Consider the following 15,372-nt stretch of genomic DNA (forward strand, 5'->3'; position numbering starts at 1 on the left):
TCGGCGCTATGCTATTTCTTCTGGAGTTGGAATTTATTCATTTTCAGAATTAGCCTTACTCTTCAAGCCTTGTAGATACCACACATAAATCTCCATATAGATAGGGTTTGAATGATTTTTGGCAGTTTAGAATTAACTGCATAACTATCGGAGTTTGTTATGCAGGAACTCAAATTTAAATCTGGTAATATTTACGAGTTTGTTGACCGCAACGAGATACCAGTATTTTCCCAATTAAGATACGTGGAAACGATTTTTAACCCAGCTAGTAAAGAAATCTGTTTACATTTTGAGGTCTCAGAAGATGGTTGCGAACATCCCCAGGATATTTACTTTAGCCAAAGCGGTATCGACCAACAAATCGGGGGTATTTTTGAGGCTAGTGAGTATCAGGTTAGATATGAATACTGAGTAAGATTTTCGTGAATAGGATAGTTCGGTGTCAGTCTCTGTAAAATTTGCTTCAACACCATCGCTGTCCAATCGATATCTGCTGCGGTGGTGTAACGTCCCAATGTAATGCGAATTCCCCCCAATGCGGCTTTTTGAGAATAGCCCATTGCTAATAGTATAGGGCTAGGGCTGAGTTTACCGCTATGACAAGCAGCACCAGCACTAATGCCAATACCCGCTAAATTTAATTGTCGCACCAAGGTTTTACCGCTGAGTTTTTGGCCGTCGGCGTATTCCAGACAGAAACTTGCATGATGTGGTAAGCGATGGATGCGATCGCCTGTGGGAATTAAACCGGGTACATCTGCTAACAATGCAAACAAGCGATCGCGTAAATCAATTAACCTTGGTGTTTCTGTTGCTAGTTCTTTGGCTGCTAATTCTGCGGCGACACCAAACCCAGCTATTATCGGGACAGCTTGTGTTCCAGAACGCATCCCTATTTCTTGCCCACCACCAGTTAACAGAGGCATAATTTTTACACTAGGACGAATATACAATGCCCCTGCACCTTGTGGCCCGTAGATTTTGTGGCTCGAAATGCTGAGTAAATCGACTGGTAATGTCTGCACATCAATAGGTAAACGTCCTGCAACTTGCACTGCATCGGTGTGGAAGATTGCACCGTGCGATCGCGCAATATTGCCCAATTCACTAATCGGTTGAATTGTGCCAACTTCACTTTGTCCGTAAATTATTGATACTAAGACGGTATTATGTCGCAATGCAGCCTTTAAATCTAAGGGGTTAATTCTCCCTTGGCTATCCACTCCCAAAGTCGTGACTTCCCAACCCCACATTTCCAGCATTCGCGCTGTTTCAGCAATGGCGGAATGTTCCACATTAGAAATAATGATGTGTTGCGGTACAGCAGATAACCGAGCGACACCAATAATTGCCAGATTATCTGCTTCTGTACCACCCGCGGTAAAAATAATTGATTCGGGATGAGTTGCGTTAATTAAGTCTGCAACTTGAACTCTGGCTTGTTCGAGAACTATAGCCGCCCGTTGTCCCCATTCATGCAAACTAGAAGGATTACCCCACTGTTGAGTGAGGACTGCTTGCATTGCTGCGATCGCTTCTGGGCGAGTTGGAGTAGTAGCACTGTAATCTAAATATATTTGCATATCACAACACTTAAGCGAAAAAACACAGACATGGGACTACTCACTATTTTCATCATAGATAGTTCTCTGGTTAAATCTTGAGAAAATGTGAATTAATGTGCATCAATAGGCGGATTTTTTAATTGCCAAGCAAGCTGTTTACCTCTTTAAATAGGCGTACTGTATTTTGGGAACAATAACTATGTTCACTACCAATTCACTTTTAGCAGATTACCGTGCCAATTTTTCGCCAACCCAGTTATTTTTGGCTATTTGCCTTAATATTTGTTACCACTGCTTGTCAACAACCTAAATCATCTCATCAGGGTTTATCACCTTTACCTCAAGATTCATTTATTCAAGTCTATTTAAATCATTCTGAATCTTCAGAATATCAAGAATCTTATCGTCAGCAAACTCGACTGGGAGATGACTTAGAAAAAATCATTGCCGATACTATTTCTCAAGCTAAATCTACTGTAGATGTAGCGGTGCAAGAATTACGCTTACCCAAGGTTGCCCAAGCATTAGTAGACAGACAAAAAGCTGGGGTGAAAGTTAGATTAATTTTAGAAAATAACTATAGTCGTCCTTGGAGTAGCTATACACCAAATGATATCAAAAAACTAGCACCAAGAGACCGAGAAAAATATAATGAATTTCATCAATTTATTGATTTAAATAAAGATAACAAACTCATCCCAGAAGAAATTAATCAAAGAGACGCATTAGTAATTATCCAAAATGCCAAAATTCCCTGGATAGATGATCAAGCTGATGGTTCCGCAGGCAGTAGTTTGATGCACCACAAATTTGTGATTGTTGATAATCGCATTGTAATTGTTAGTTCTGCTAATTTTACCCTCAGTGATACTTCAGGCGATTTTACCAGTCGCACCAGTTTAGGTAATGCTAATAATTTACTAAAAATTGATAGTCCAGAATTAGCATCTGTGTTTACCCAAGAATTTAATATTATGTGGGGTGATGGCGTTGGAGGTAAGCCAGATAGCCTATTCGGTTTGAAAAAACCACTGCGTTCTCCCAAACAAATTACTTTGGGTGCAAGTAAAATTACAGTCCAGTTTTCTCCAGCTTCTCCCACTCAACCTTGGAGTAAAACTAGTAATGGTTTAATTGGTGAACATTTAAATTCTGCTACTAAATCTATTGATTTGGCATTATTTGTATTTTCTGAACAGCATCTTGCTGATATTTTAGAACAACGTCATAAGCAAAATGTAGGTATTCGCGCTTTGATTGATGCTCAATTTGCCTATCGTTTCTATAGCGAAGCTTTGGATATGATGGGAGTTGCATTGAGTAATAAGTGTAAGTATGAAATTGATAATCAACCTTGGACAAATCCTATTACTAGTGTTGGTGTACCTGTATTAGCTAAAGGAGATTTATTGCATCATAAATTTGCTGTAATTGATAACGAGATAGTTATTACTGGTTCGCACAATTGGTCAGATGCAGCTAACAGTGGTAATGATGAAACATTGATAGTAATTGAAAATCCTCTAGTTGCTGCTCATTATGTGCGGGAATTTGCCCGTCTTTATGCCAAAGCTCAAATTGGTTTACCATCAGAAATGCAGGCAAAAGTTCCAGCAGAGATGAAAAAATGTCCTAAGATAATTGCACCAACATCGAGTCAAAATCAACTCACTCAAAAAGTTAATCTCAATACAGCTACTCAGGAAGAATTAGTCATTCTTCCAGGTGTGGGTAAAAAGTTAGCACAGAAGATAATTATTGCCCGTCAACAACAAAAATTTACATCCCTACAAGATTTAGAACGTATTCCCGGTGTGAGCGCAAAGATGCTAGATAAATGGCGTGATTATGTGAGCTTTTAATATATTTGCTTGACGTTTTATTAATTATTTGTATTTGCTTCATTGACCAAGAAAATTGAAATATTTTGCAGATTAAGAAAGCTTCGCTATAGAGTAATTGAGTGGTTGATTAGCAACTATAGCAGAAGGCAGAGAGCAGCGCGTTGCGGAGTCAGTCGCGTGGGCGGGTTTCCTGACTTGTACCCCTACGGGGAAGCAAGCTACGTGTAGCGTCTCTGATGAGGAGAAGCAAGTAGCGTTAGCGACGCAGGAGCGTCATACCGTTTCACTTTAAGTTTGATACAAATAGACCGCAGGGGGGCAGAGGAGCAGAGGGGCGGAGGAGAAATTATTCGTATTATTTATTTAGTGAACTGGTATCACTCTGAAGGAGTCGGAAAAAGAAACAATAGTGACACCACAAGCTTTTTAGCAATTCCCGATGGTCTGTTTATTTACATAGACCTATGCTAGTTGATATATATGGCGATCGCTTGCATAATTTAGAGCGATCGCCTTTTTATGCAAAATAAATATTTCTGTTGACTTATTTATATTTATTATTTATTTCTACTGAAAGTAAGAGGAAGTTTTATTCATAAATTTTCTAGCATGTACCCAGGTCAAGGTAACTGGAGTTAATTTATGCCTTATAACAAAATAGAAGAATTACCCCAAGATATTCAACAAAAACTGCCTCAACACGCCCAACAAATTTTCTTTGCTGCTTTTAATGCTTCCCAAAGCGATGGTTTAAGTGAAGAAGGGGCGACTAATGTTGCTTGGAATAGTGTAAGAAACGAATACAAACAAGGCCAAAACGGCGAATGGCACAGAAAGTCTGAAGATACAGCCGTACACAATAAAGCAGTAACTTCTGGTGGGAATTAAATCATAAAAATCAGGCTGACAGCAGAATGTTTAAGTTAAAAAACTTTCTGTTTGAGTGTGATTCATTCCAGCTTAGTTAGATCAATTAAATTGGAATTTTACTTGAGCAAAAGGCGCTTTGTAATTAATGCAAAGCGCCTTTTGCTTTTAAATATTGGAAAAAAATTATCATATTTTGAGTCAATAGAGGGAAATAAATCATTACACTGAGAGGTAGATGCCCTGCTGGGATTGACCGTCCTATACAAATGATGACTAAACAAACTCACAGAATTTTAATCCTTGGTGGAGGCTTTGGTGGTCTCTACACCGCGTTGCGCTTAAGCCAGTTACCTTGGGAATCTCAGCAAAAACCCGAAATTGTACTGGTAGATCAAAGCGATCGCTTTCTATTTTCCCCCTTACTCTACGAATTGCTCACAGGTGAACTGCAAACTTGGGAAATAGCCCCTCCCTTCGCCGAACTCCTCCAAGGCACAGGTGTACGCTTTTACCAAGCAGTAGTATCAGGAATTGATACCGACCAACAACGAGTACAATTACAAGATGGGCCAGAAATTGCCTACGACCGCTTAGTACTGGCTTTAGGTGGAGAAACACCACTAGATATGGTTCCTGGTGCGACTTCCTACGCCCTACCGTTCCGCACCATCAATGATGCTTACCGTCTGGAACAACGACTGCAAATTTTGCAAGAATCCGATGCTGATAAAATTCGGATAGCGATCGTTGGTGCTGGTTACAGTGGTGTTGAACTAGCTTGTAAATTAGCCGACAGGCTGGGCGAAAAAGGCCGTTTGCGCTTAATTGAAATCAGCGACCAAATCTTACGCACCTCCCCAGAGTTTAACCGTGAAACTGCCAAAAAAGCTTTAGACGCAAGGGGTGTATTTATTGATTTAGAAACCAAAGTTGAATCGATTAGCGCAGATACCATCTCCCTAGAATACAAAAATCAAATCGATACAATTCCTGTAGATTTAGTTATTTGGACTGTAGGTACACAAGTAGCACCTGTAGTTAAAAACTTACCTTTCAAGCAAAACCAGCGCCATCAAATCACGACTACACCAACCTTACAAGTTCTTGACCACCCAGAAATTTTTGCCTTGGGCGATTTAGCCGACTGTCGTGATGCGGAAGATCAACAAATTCCCGCCACAGCCCAAGCAGCTTTTCAACAAGCTGATTATACTGCGTGGAATATCTGGGCTTCTTTGAGCGATCGCCCATTGTTACCCTTCCGCTACCAAAAACTAGGAGAAATGATGGCGTTAGGAACAGATAACGCTACTTTGACTGGTTTAGGAATCAAACTAGATGGTTCTTTAGGTTATGTTGCGCGTCGTCTAGCCTATCTGTATCGAATGCCGACTTTAGAACATCAACTCAAAGTTGGTTTTAATTGGCTAGTCCGTCCTATTATAGAGACACTTTCTCAGTCAATCTAAATCTCATACCATTTTAGATTTTGGACTTCGGCTGCGCTCAGTCGAACGATTTTAGATTGATTGGGGGTTCTTCATCAGTGCCTTTCTTGTTTTGCATTGGTATCACCTTCAAAATACATAATCACAAACAGTTTGATGGAACGACCGAAAGTTATTTTTCTGGATGCTGTCGGCACAATATTCGGCGTAAAAGGCAGTGTGGGCGAAGTATATAGTCAGATAGCCAAAGAATTTGGTGTAGAAGTTTCTGCGGCCAGATTAAATCACGCATTCATCCAAAGTTTTAAAGCCGCACCACCACCAATATTTTTAGATGCAGAACCAGCAGATATCCCTCAACGAGAATTTGATTGGTGGCGGATAATCGCCCTCAATACCTTTGAGACGGCTGGTTTTCTCCAGCAATTTTCTGACTTTTCGGCTTTTTTTAGCGAACTTTATATTCACTTTGGGACTGCTGAACCTTGGTTTATCTATGCTGATGTTTTGCCATCGCTGATGAACTGGCGGCATTTGGGCATTGAATTAGGAATCATATCTAACTTTGATTCTCGAATTTATTCAGTGTTGCAAAGTTTAGGTATTAGTGATTATTTCACTTCGGTGACAATTTCTACCCAAGCACGCGCTGCTAAACCTGATACCCAAATTTTTGCCGTTGCTTTAGAAAAACACGATTGTTTACCAGAAGCAGCATGGCATATTGGTGACAGTATTATCGAAGATTATCAAGGGGCAAAAGCTGCGGGAATGCGGGGGATTTGGATCAATCGGGATAAAAAATAGAATGTCTGCTAGAGACAAATTGCATCACGGGGATGGCTTATTACTCATGACTCATCCCCGTTTAAATTTAGTGAAGAGGATAAGATTTACTATGTTCTAGATTCAGATAGCAATCCTGACATATCTAATACTCGTCCTGAAAAAATATTACATTGTTCTGACATTTGTTTACGTTTGGTATCATCAGTCCAAATACTATCGAAAGTTAATTTCCATCGTGCTATTTGGACTTGAATATTAACCACAGTTTCACTCTTATCCCTGTAACTTATATTTAGTAAAGCTGAAACAAAAAGCGATCGCCTTTTGCCCTGACTAGCAATCCTATATAAAAAAATATCCCCAACTTTTTAAATAAGTCGAGGATATAAACCTAATATATTGAACCAAGCTACAAAAAAGGACGTGCTAAGAAAAAGCTGGCGATTGATTTAGCATCTACGGGTTCGCCTTGTAAAATTGCGGCTTCCAGTTCCTCTGGTGTCATGAGAACAGTTTCAATATCTTCGTCTTCGTCTTGTTTGGGTGGTGTTTCTAACTTTTCTAAATCTTGGGCGAGAAAAGCATAAATAATTTCATCAGAATATCCAGGCGCAAGGAAAAACTCTCCTAGTTTGCGCCATTTTTGGGCGCTATAGCCTGTTTCTTCCTCAATTTCACGCCTGACTGTTTCTTGCGGATCTTCATTGCGTTCTAAAGTACCCGCGGGAAATTCTAAGATTCTTCCTTGAACGGCGAAGCGATACTGACGCACGAGTACCAGTTTTCCTTCATTGGTCACAGGTACAGCTAACGCCCCACCTGGGTGACGAATACATTCCCATTCGCCTTCCGATTTATTTGGTAAACGCAAGCGATTGACTTCAAAATCAAATTTGCGTCCTTTATGAAACAGACGTTGTTTTAATAACTGCGGTAATTCTCTACCTAATGGCATAGTTATAGTTTTATCTTTTCAAAATCAACGAACAAACACTGTTTGTCGTTTGTGGGATCAGGATTTTGTGTGTTTATTGGTAGTGACTTGAATTGCTCTTCAGTAAATGTACATCAGAACAGTCTACATCTTTTACCAACTGTTTGATCGTGTATCCGGAAACTGGCTCAATCCAATCTGGAGCAATTTCGGCTAGGGGAACTAAAACAAATGCTCGCTCGCGCATCCGGGGATGGGGTATTTGCAGGGTTGGGGTGTCGAGAATTACTTGATCGTACAACAACAAGTCTAAATCAAGCGATCGCGGCCCCCACCTTTCTTGCCGCACTCGCCCAAATTGCTGTTCTGTGGCTAACAAGGTTTCTAGCAATAACTGCGGTGTCATGTCAACTTGCAAGATTACGCAGCCATTAATGTAATCTGGCTGCGGTGGCCCTACTGCTTTAGTTATATACCAATTGGATGTTGCTTCTAATTGCATTGTTGGTATAAAGCTTAACTGGGCGATCGCTGCTTCTAAGATTTTTCGAGAATCACCAAGATTACTACCAAGTGCTACAGCTATCCGCCCAGACCTTTTATCACTAAGAGATTCTTGTCCACTATCATGAGGATGATTGATTATATTTTGCTCCCCATTGAGACCGGATAGTTTTAACAATTTTTCTTTAAAGAATTAAATAAAATTACCGACTGAATCTTGACAAAATTCACGTACTAATTATGAGAATAATATTTTCTGTAGCAATGAATTCAGTTAATTATTTATAGGATAATATACTAACACGAACGTAGTTAATTAACCCCTCAAAAGTCTTTTAGGCGGTTAATCTGCGATTAATTGGAGCAAGGAACTAACGTGGGGAATCTCACCTCCTGGTTCAAGCAACAACCAACAAAGTTTGAGTGACTCTGACAAGGAGGAACCGCGATTGTCGCCTGGTAATCAATATAAAAATGAGGAATCCACTGCCGAGAGCTTACCCCCAACCAAGGTGGGAAAGGTGAGGCAACTATTTGGCCGGATGGGTAATGTTTCATCGGGAATAGTTACCATATTTACCAGTAGGGAAAAGCCGTTTTATCGTCGTTTCTGGTTTTGGGCAATATTAACTGTCGGTAGTGGCGTAGTTGCTGCGAAATACGTCATTACTTCAATAGATAAAACTTTGCCAGATAAATCAGAACTACAAGCTTTTGTCCGTGAGCAAACATTAACAATTAAAGCCGCTGATGGTAATATCCTCCAGCAACAAGGAGAAGCTACCAGAGAGCAACTTAAAATAGAACAAATCCCCGATAAATTAAAAAAAGCTTTTATTGCCTCAGAAGATCGAAGATTTACAGAACACAACGGTGTCGATCCCCAAGGGATTGTCAGAGCAGGTTTGAATAACTTGCGATCGCAAAATGTGGTAGAAGGTGGTAGCACCATCACCCAACAATTAGCCCGAATTCTGTTCTTAAAACAAGAAAAAACCATCTGGCGCAAACTCAAAGAAGTCCGTCTCGCCCAGAAAATAGAAGCAGAATTTACTAAAGACCAAATTTTAGAGCGTTATTTAAATTTGGTGTATTTAGGCTCAGGAGCTTATGGTGTAGGTGATGCAGCTTGGGTTTATTTCAGTAAGCCAGTAGACCAACTGACCTTAGCCGAAGCAGCCACAATTGCTGGGTTAGCTCCCGCCCCAAGTTTATATTCTCCCGAACAAAATCCCGCTGCTGCTAAACAACGGCGGAATTTGGTATTACAACGGATGCGGGAAGATAACATTATTACCGCCGCTGAAAGTCAAGCCGCGGCTCAAGAACCATTAATTGTCAAAAGTAGCTTGCCTAAAAGGCTACAAGTCGAGTCACCCTACTTTACCAGTTACGTTCAGCAAGAATTACCCAAGTATGTGTCTGCTGATGTACTGGCGGTTGGTGGTTTAACAGTAGAAACCAGTTTAGACCCGAATTGGCAAAAAGCAGCCGAAGCCGCAGTCACAAAAGTATTACGTAATCAAGGACGTTGGGAAAACTTTAAGCAAGCTGCTTTGGTGGCTATTGACCCCCGCAGTGGGGAAATTAAAGCAATGGTGGGGGGTAAAGATTTTGGTAAAAACCAATTTAATCGTGTCACCCAAGCCAAACGTCAGCCAGGCTCAACTTTTAAGGGATTTGTTTACGCCACGGCGATCGCAACAGGGAAAAGCCCTTACGATACCTATTTAGATGCTCCCTTAATCGTCGATGGCTACGAACCAAAAAACTATAGCGAAAAATTCCGGGGCTTGATGAATATGCGAGATGCCCTCACTCGCTCTGTGAATATAGTTGCATTGAAAGTATTGCTAGATGTGGGATTTGCGCCAACGATTAAACTAGCCCACGATATGGGGATTAAATCGGAACTCAAACCCAATTATTCTCTAGCCCTTGGCTCCAACGAAGTCAACCTTTTAGAATTAACCAGCGCTTACGGCAGTTTTGCCACTCAAGGATTACACGTAGAGCCGCATGGTATTCGTCGCATCCTCAACCGCCAAGGCCAAGTTATCTGGTCAGCCAATTTTAAATCACAGCGAGCGCTTGATGCTGATAGTGCCGCAATCATGACCTGGATGCTGTGTAACGTTGTTGTTGAAGGGACTGGTGCAGCTGCTCAGTTAGATAATCGACCTGTAGCTGGCAAAACAGGAACCTCTGATGAAGCCAGGGATTTGTGGTTTATTGGCTACATACCCCAAGCAGTGGCGGGAGTTTGGTTAGGTAACGATGACAACCGCGCCACCTATGGTAGTAGTAGTAGCGCCGCTTACACTTGGCACGAATTTATGGAAAAAGCCATAGAGGGAATGACTGTGGAAAAATTCCCGGAAAGGCCAAAGTTAGATGGTCGCAAAGGCACAATTAAAGCCCAACCTATCAAACCGAAGAAAATCCTCAACAGATCTAGTTCTAGTGACGATAATGATGAGGTGAATTCCAGTGATGCTGATGATAGCGGCTCATCCAGAAGAAGACGCAGACGTAGTTACCAGCAGCAAGACAATAATACTGAGACACCCAGAAGACGGCGGCGCTTTCGCACTGTAGAAAATGATTCTAGTGCCTCAGCTACAGAACCATCCCCCCGTTCTCGCCGAAGATCTAGACAAGTTGAATCAGAATCTCCTACACCTAGAAGGTCTAGACATTCTTCACCGTCAACTAGTAATAGTTCTGGTTCTTCTGGTTCGGGTTCAGCATCAACACCCAGTTGGCGGGATAGACTGAAACCAGGTTCATCTTCACAATAGTTAACTTTTCATGACTGCTGAGTTACCATCACTTGCTGCATCTGAGTTTGTCGCCACGTTAACCCAAGCTGGCAAAGATAGCGATCGCCCATCAGCTAAAATCATAGTTGATGCTCTGTTACAAGCAGAAAAAACCGCCAAACAGCAACGAATTAGCTATACTTTTGATTCTCTTGTCGGTACATGGCGACTGTGCTTTGCCACCGGAACACGTAAAGTGAGACAGCGCGGCGGCATAATTTTGGGTAAAGGCTTTTATTGGCCTAAATTGACGCCAACTTATCTTTCCTTTAGTGAAGCAACATCAGCCAAAGCAGAAATTAGCAATCAGGTGAAACTAGGGTCTGTGTTTTTGAAACTCACAGGCCCAGCCAAATATTTAGGCAAAAAAAACCTCTTGGCATTTGATTTTACCCACATCCAAATTAGTCTTTTTGGTCGTGTTATTTACAATAAGCCTCTAGGCGGTAATAAATCACAAACAAAAGATTTTGACAACGAACCCATCGCTAAATTGCCATTCTTTGCGTTCTTTTTAATTACAGAAGATTTTATCGCCGCCCGTGGCCGGGGAGGTGGACTAGCACTGTGGTTTCGAGAGAGATAATCTGAGCTAAATCAACTATCTATCCCAACTATTATTACGGTACTTTTTGTAACGTCCATAATGATTTCCCTGGTCACGGCGCGAATTTTCCTGCCGCCCATAACCTTGATTTCGGTTAAAATTACCACGTCGCTCATCAGGTGACTGACGACGATTTATCCGCCCTCGACTATTTTGTTGACGATTAGTTTGATTAATTATTTGGATAATTGTATTGTTATCTCCATTAATCGCCGCTGTTTGGTTGGCTCCTTGATTACTGTTAACCTCGGCTAACGTAGGAGAAGCAACCAGCCCAAAAGTTGCAACTGCTGTTAAAAGACTAAAAATAAATTTTTTCTTGCTCATCTTCGCCATACCTTCAATCAACTTATTGAATAACCACCAACATCTAAAATTTGGTGGGGCTTGTACCCTTTAAATTACAAATTCGTAATTATTGAGCCACCAGATTTATCTTTATCAAGCCAAAATCTCACATCCCAAATTGTTTAACGGGTTCAAGCCTGCACCTAAATAAACAGATAGATTTCAGCGGCGGAAATTACGAGGTCTAGTTAAAGATGGGTCATAGGCTGGGTTGTAAACATCCACTTTCACCCCAACAGGAACCTTAATAGTCGGCCCATTTATCCCTGTACCACCTCTACCACTATTAATGCGTTGTCTGCTGGTGCGTTGTTGGTTTGCTCTTCCACTACCTGTATAAACTTGGGTACCAACTTGTGTAATTGTGTTTCCTGAGCATCGGCCTTGATTTTGCAAATCCACATTATTACTCTGTCGAGAAGGCTGTCTAGAGCCACGAACAGCCACTTGCACAGAAACGTCGGTCATCACACACTGTGCAACCACAGAATCAGTCAAAGCAGGTGATATCGCTAATAAAGTACTGCTCGATAACCATCCAAGTAATAAAATTTTGGATCTCATACTTACCTCCTGGTCAATATCAACGGTAATTACTATCGACATACAGTTGTCGAAGTAGTGCTTTGAGTAACGCTTCTACCTGAGTAACTGTTTTGACGTTTGGTATAGCTAGACGTGTAGCGACGACAGGGTGCTTGCCGATAATATCTTCGCAGACGACGACGGGAATAAGCATCTGATGGAGTATAGTAACTATCTGTTGATTGATCCCTGTCTTCTTCAGAAATGATTTTGACCCCATTATCGGAATCAACAATTGTTGTACCGTCATCAGTACGAATCTCAACTCTGGATGCGCTGGCTGCACTTGGCAAAACCATCAGCGCTAAGAAAACTACTAATGGTAAAGACTTTTTCGCTATCATGATCAAATTTCTCCATAGTATGGAGCAAACAAGCTTTTTGATGCTGATTTAGTTCAAAAAGCCCAAAAATTTTAAACTTGATTAACTCAATAATTAGTTTATAGCTCCCAATCTTAAATAAGATTGGGAGTTTCAGAGACCATTTATAAAGTGAATACCTAGATAGGATATATTCCCTAAAGCCGTAACACACCCTACTGGAATTTTATTTTTACTTTATAAATAACCGCTTAGTACTCAGACTATCTCCGACGCTGATCACGACGAATAGAGTTTCTTTGTATGTTAATTATTCTAGAGCGTTGGCCAATTCTACTGCCATCACCTACAACGCCAGCAGATTGGCCTGTGTATTGACCATTGTCTTGATTGACACGTCCGCCAGAACGCCTACCTCTAATGCGCTGACGACTGTTTTGGATATTGATTTGATCTGCTCGTTGATAAATTTGGCTGTCATTGCCTACAATAGCAGCGTTTTGCTCGACAGTCTGAGTACTTGTCTGGTTAGTCTCGGCGTGAGCAGGTAAGGAAGCCAATCCTAAAGCTGCAACAGAGAAGATGCTTACCAGATAACGTTTTATCAATATCATACTTACCTCAATTTGTTAATTTTTGAGTGCTGTCAAAGAAACACTTTTCTGCACAAAAAATGTGCAAAATTAAGCGCAAGCTCTTTAGCTGATGATTTTATATCTTACATGAATAGTTTCTCTGTAATTTAGAATAATTTAGTTTTTTATATGTCTATATATTTATATGAGTTAAAAATAATGATTGGGGGAGTAAATCTAGCAAGGTATAAAAATCTCTCTAGTTCTAGCCTTGAACAATGATTATAAAATAAAGTATAGAAAAAGACTAGAAAATCAAGTAATTACTGGTAATTTACTTAAACCTTGATTTTGCCCAAAATGAGATTTTTTAGCTTTTATCCCCCAGAATTACTGGCTAATAAAGTTTTTGCAGTTGCTGAATTTAAATTTCATAATACCAAATGTCTTCTTCTCGCACGACGATGCGATGGAGAGATAGACGGTCAATTAAACCTTCTTCTTCAAATTGCCCTAAAATCCGAGTGATGGTTACGCGGGTAGAACCAAGCATTTCTGCAAGGTCTTCGTGAGTTAACCGCATATCTATTAAACGTCCTTGTTCAACTTGTAAACCAAATTTTTTTGATAACCATGCTAATAGTTTAATCAGCATAGTATCAACTTTTTTATAACTACGAATTACCATCAATTCTTCAGCTTGTTGAATATGTGCTAGTAGCGTCTCTTGCGCTTGATACCAATTTTCCATGAGCAAGCTTTTGACTTCTACTTTGGTTAAGCACTCCATCTGATAAGGTTCCATTTTTGACAAGACTTTACCGATGATATCTCCAGGCCCCCATAGTCCTAGAGCAACTGTTGTACCATCTTCTAAATAAGTAAAAGTACGTACGAAGCCTTTTTCAATTTGCCAAAGAACATTTTGCTGGTCTGGCAGGAATGACCGTCTGGTAAAATGCTGTTTGGCGTTCTTCGCAGGTGCGTTAGATAAGCTTGAGTGTAAAGACACCATGATTATAGTACGATTTTTCGACGTATTAACCGTAGTATACATATAGATCAAGCTAAATGAACTTCTAAGTATAGAAAAAATCTGCTCTAGGATAGAGCCAAAAAAGCCTCTTAATGCTGTTGTGAGGCTGATAAGTAACTAGCAAAAATTAATGCGTGTAAATATTTTCTTCCCAAGGTATGGGCGAATGGATGTTCGCCCACACTAGGGTTTTTACAAAAATCAAATCCGACGGCTATAGGTTAATTGAGAGTTTTGCTGACCATGCCTATCTTCCACTACCATTAAGTCTTCAGGGTTAGCAGTAGTCTGCATAAGCTTTCCCAAGCCTATTTTTAAGAATGTTATTACTTTAATTATGCCGATGAACGAGAGTGGCACTAGCTTGATTTACTGGCATGAGTATGACTTCATTAATATTGACATGGGGCGATCGCGTGGTGCAGAAAAATATCACATCAGCGATATCATCAGGAGTTAAGGGATTTACACCTTGATATACTCGCTTGGCGCGTTCTGCATCGCCATGAAACCGCACCTCACTAAATTCTGTTTCCACCATCCCAGGATCAACAGACGTTACACGTACAGGAGTACCTAACAAGTCTTGTTTCAAACCTTCCGAAATTGCTTTGACAGCAGCTTTGGTTGCACAGTAGACATTACCACCAGGGTAAGTTTGATGTCCGGCGATGGAACCAAGATTTACTATATGACCGTGACCGCGCTTGACCATTCCCGGAACGACATAGCGGCTGAGGTACAGTAAACCTTTAATATTGGTATCTATCATTTCTTCCCAGTCGTGAAAGTCGCCTTCGTGTAGCTTATCTAAACCGCGACTTAAACCGGCGTTGTTGATGAGAATGTCTATATTCGACCATTCGGGAGGTAGGTTAGCAATGGTAGATTCTACCACCGGGCGATCGCGCACATCTAGTTGTAATAAATGAGTTGCTGTCCCAAACTCTTGATTGAGAGTATTGGCTAACTCTTGCAACCGTTCCAGCCGCCGCGCCGCTAAAATCAACTTTGCACCAGCACCAGCAAAAACCTTGGCACAAGCAGTACCAATTCCACTGCTTGCACCAGTAATTAACACAATTTGATTTTGTAGGGAAATCATTGTTAGTCAAGAGTCAA

The 15,372-nt window shown here is 40.8% G+C and carries 16 protein-coding genes; 7 read left to right on the forward strand and 9 right to left on the reverse strand.

The genetic code is table 11. The features are described from left to right. Positions 1–159: 159 nt before the first annotated feature. Entirely contained in the window at positions 160–411 is a 252-nt protein-coding gene (locus NCWK1_RS20340) for a hypothetical protein (RefSeq protein WP_096578549.1), read from the forward strand. Here NCWK1_RS20340 and NCWK1_RS20345 read toward each other — a convergent pair. Continuing rightward, positions 390–1,583, reverse strand: a complete 1,194-nt coding sequence (locus NCWK1_RS20345; RefSeq protein WP_103125953.1) for a cysteine desulfurase family protein — start codon at positions 1,581–1,583, stop codon at positions 390–392. The two genes, NCWK1_RS20340 and NCWK1_RS20345, sit on opposite strands and share 22 nt — an antisense overlap. 215 nt (positions 1,584–1,798) lie before the next feature. On the opposite strand from NCWK1_RS20345, the gene NCWK1_RS20350 reads away from it, so the two are divergent. The 4 genes from NCWK1_RS20350 to NCWK1_RS20365 all read left to right on the forward strand — a co-directional run bounded on the left by NCWK1_RS20350 (position 1,799) and on the right by NCWK1_RS20365 (position 6,534). Next, entirely contained in the window at positions 1,799–3,427 is a 1,629-nt protein-coding gene (locus tag NCWK1_RS20350) for a DUF655 domain-containing protein (protein WP_103125954.1), read from the forward strand. Between the two features lie 624 nt (positions 3,428–4,051). Beyond that, a complete protein-coding gene (locus tag NCWK1_RS20355; RefSeq protein WP_096578543.1) occupies positions 4,052–4,297 on the forward strand; it encodes a ChaB family protein in 246 nt (81 codons plus the stop codon). A 251-nt stretch (positions 4,298–4,548) separates the two neighbouring features. After that, a complete protein-coding gene (locus tag NCWK1_RS20360; RefSeq protein ID WP_096578541.1) occupies positions 4,549–5,748 on the forward strand; it encodes an NAD(P)/FAD-dependent oxidoreductase in 1,200 nt (399 codons plus the stop codon). A gap of 135 nt (positions 5,749–5,883) precedes the next feature. Continuing rightward, entirely contained in the window at positions 5,884–6,534 is a 651-nt protein-coding gene (locus NCWK1_RS20365) for an HAD-IA family hydrolase (RefSeq protein WP_096578539.1), read from the forward strand. Between the two features lie 391 nt (positions 6,535–6,925). Here NCWK1_RS20365 and NCWK1_RS20370 read toward each other — a convergent pair whose 3' ends face one another. Together NCWK1_RS20370 and folK are read right to left on the reverse strand one after the other, a co-directional pair. Further along, a complete protein-coding gene (locus NCWK1_RS20370) occupies positions 6,926–7,471 on the reverse strand; it encodes an NUDIX hydrolase (protein WP_103125955.1) in 546 nt (181 codons plus the stop codon). A gap of 73 nt (positions 7,472–7,544) precedes the next feature. Further along, the gene (folK, locus tag NCWK1_RS20375) at positions 7,545–8,093 is read right to left on the reverse strand and encodes a 2-amino-4-hydroxy-6-hydroxymethyldihydropteridine diphosphokinase (protein WP_096585047.1); all 549 of its coding nucleotides are present in this window, start codon (positions 8,091–8,093) and stop codon (positions 7,545–7,547) included. A gap of 310 nt (positions 8,094–8,403) precedes the next feature. Between folK and NCWK1_RS20380 the strand changes: the two genes are divergently transcribed. Then, positions 8,404–10,755 (forward strand): transglycosylase domain-containing protein, encoded by a 2,352-nt coding sequence (locus tag NCWK1_RS20380; RefSeq protein ID WP_187308198.1) that lies wholly within the window; start codon positions 8,404–8,406, stop codon positions 10,753–10,755. 10 nt (positions 10,756–10,765) lie between these two features. Beyond that, complete coding sequence (locus NCWK1_RS20385; RefSeq protein ID WP_103125957.1) at positions 10,766–11,362, forward strand: hypothetical protein; 597 nt, start codon at positions 10,766–10,768, stop codon at positions 11,360–11,362. Positions 11,363–11,377: 15 nt separating this feature from the next. Here NCWK1_RS20385 and NCWK1_RS20390 read toward each other — a convergent pair whose 3' ends face one another. The 6 genes from NCWK1_RS20390 to NCWK1_RS20420 all read right to left on the reverse strand — a co-directional run bounded on the left by NCWK1_RS20390 (position 11,378) and on the right by NCWK1_RS20420 (position 15,355). Beyond that, positions 11,378–11,710 (reverse strand): hypothetical protein, encoded by a 333-nt coding sequence (locus NCWK1_RS20390; RefSeq protein WP_096578527.1) that lies wholly within the window; start codon positions 11,708–11,710, stop codon positions 11,378–11,380. A 183-nt stretch (positions 11,711–11,893) separates the two neighbouring features. Further along, positions 11,894–12,295, reverse strand: a complete 402-nt coding sequence (locus NCWK1_RS20395) for a hypothetical protein (RefSeq protein WP_103125958.1) — start codon at positions 12,293–12,295, stop codon at positions 11,894–11,896. Between the two features lie 32 nt (positions 12,296–12,327). Further along, on the reverse strand, positions 12,328–12,660 hold the full coding sequence (locus NCWK1_RS20400; RefSeq protein ID WP_146034013.1) for a hypothetical protein: 333 nt from the start codon (positions 12,658–12,660) through the stop codon (positions 12,328–12,330). Between the two features lie 242 nt (positions 12,661–12,902). Beyond that, positions 12,903–13,253: a hypothetical protein gene (locus NCWK1_RS20410; RefSeq protein ID WP_096578519.1), complete on the reverse strand. Its 351-nt coding sequence runs from the start codon at positions 13,251–13,253 to the stop codon at positions 12,903–12,905. Positions 13,254–13,638: 385 nt separating this feature from the next. Further along, on the reverse strand, positions 13,639–14,229 hold the full coding sequence (locus NCWK1_RS20415; protein WP_187308195.1) for a Crp/Fnr family transcriptional regulator: 591 nt from the start codon (positions 14,227–14,229) through the stop codon (positions 13,639–13,641). A 352-nt stretch (positions 14,230–14,581) separates the two neighbouring features. Further along, positions 14,582–15,355: an SDR family oxidoreductase gene (locus NCWK1_RS20420; RefSeq protein WP_103125960.1), complete on the reverse strand. Its 774-nt coding sequence runs from the start codon at positions 15,353–15,355 to the stop codon at positions 14,582–14,584. Positions 15,356–15,372: the final 17 nt, after the last annotated feature.

The organism is Nostoc cycadae WK-1 (assembly GCF_002897135.1).
In the GTDB taxonomy this organism is placed as follows: Bacteria; Cyanobacteriota; Cyanobacteriia; order Cyanobacteriales; family Nostocaceae; genus Nostoc_B.

What these genes read in the sequence shown, in the direction of transcription:
- NCWK1_RS20400 (WP_146034013.1), bottom strand. Translation starts at nt 12,660, where the DNA reads ATGATAGCGAAAAAGTCTTTACCATTAGTAGTTTTCTTAGCGCTGATG.
- NCWK1_RS20355 (WP_096578543.1), top strand. Translation starts at nt 4,052, where the DNA reads ATGCCTTATAACAAAATAGAAGAATTACCCCAAGATATTCAACAAAAA.
- NCWK1_RS20340 (WP_096578549.1), top strand. Translation starts at nt 160, where the DNA reads ATGCAGGAACTCAAATTTAAATCTGGTAATATTTACGAGTTTGTTGAC.
- NCWK1_RS20390 (WP_096578527.1), bottom strand. Translation starts at nt 11,710, where the DNA reads ATGAGCAAGAAAAAATTTATTTTTAGTCTTTTAACAGCAGTTGCAACT.
- NCWK1_RS20370 (WP_103125955.1), bottom strand. Translation starts at nt 7,471, where the DNA reads ATGCCATTAGGTAGAGAATTACCGCAGTTATTAAAACAACGTCTGTTT.
- NCWK1_RS20345 (WP_103125953.1), bottom strand. Translation starts at nt 1,583, where the DNA reads ATGCAAATATATTTAGATTACAGTGCTACTACTCCAACTCGCCCAGAA.
- NCWK1_RS20415 (WP_187308195.1), bottom strand. Translation starts at nt 14,229, where the DNA reads ATGGTGTCTTTACACTCAAGCTTATCTAACGCACCTGCGAAGAACGCC.
- NCWK1_RS20385 (WP_103125957.1), top strand. Translation starts at nt 10,766, where the DNA reads ATGACTGCTGAGTTACCATCACTTGCTGCATCTGAGTTTGTCGCCACG.
- NCWK1_RS20395 (WP_103125958.1), bottom strand. Translation starts at nt 12,295, where the DNA reads ATGAGATCCAAAATTTTATTACTTGGATGGTTATCGAGCAGTACTTTA.
- NCWK1_RS20420 (WP_103125960.1), bottom strand. Translation starts at nt 15,355, where the DNA reads ATGATTTCCCTACAAAATCAAATTGTGTTAATTACTGGTGCAAGCAGT.
- NCWK1_RS20410 (WP_096578519.1), bottom strand. Translation starts at nt 13,253, where the DNA reads ATGATATTGATAAAACGTTATCTGGTAAGCATCTTCTCTGTTGCAGCT.
- NCWK1_RS20360 (WP_096578541.1), top strand. Translation starts at nt 4,549, where the DNA reads ATGACTAAACAAACTCACAGAATTTTAATCCTTGGTGGAGGCTTTGGT.
- NCWK1_RS20365 (WP_096578539.1), top strand. Translation starts at nt 5,884, where the DNA reads ATGGAACGACCGAAAGTTATTTTTCTGGATGCTGTCGGCACAATATTC.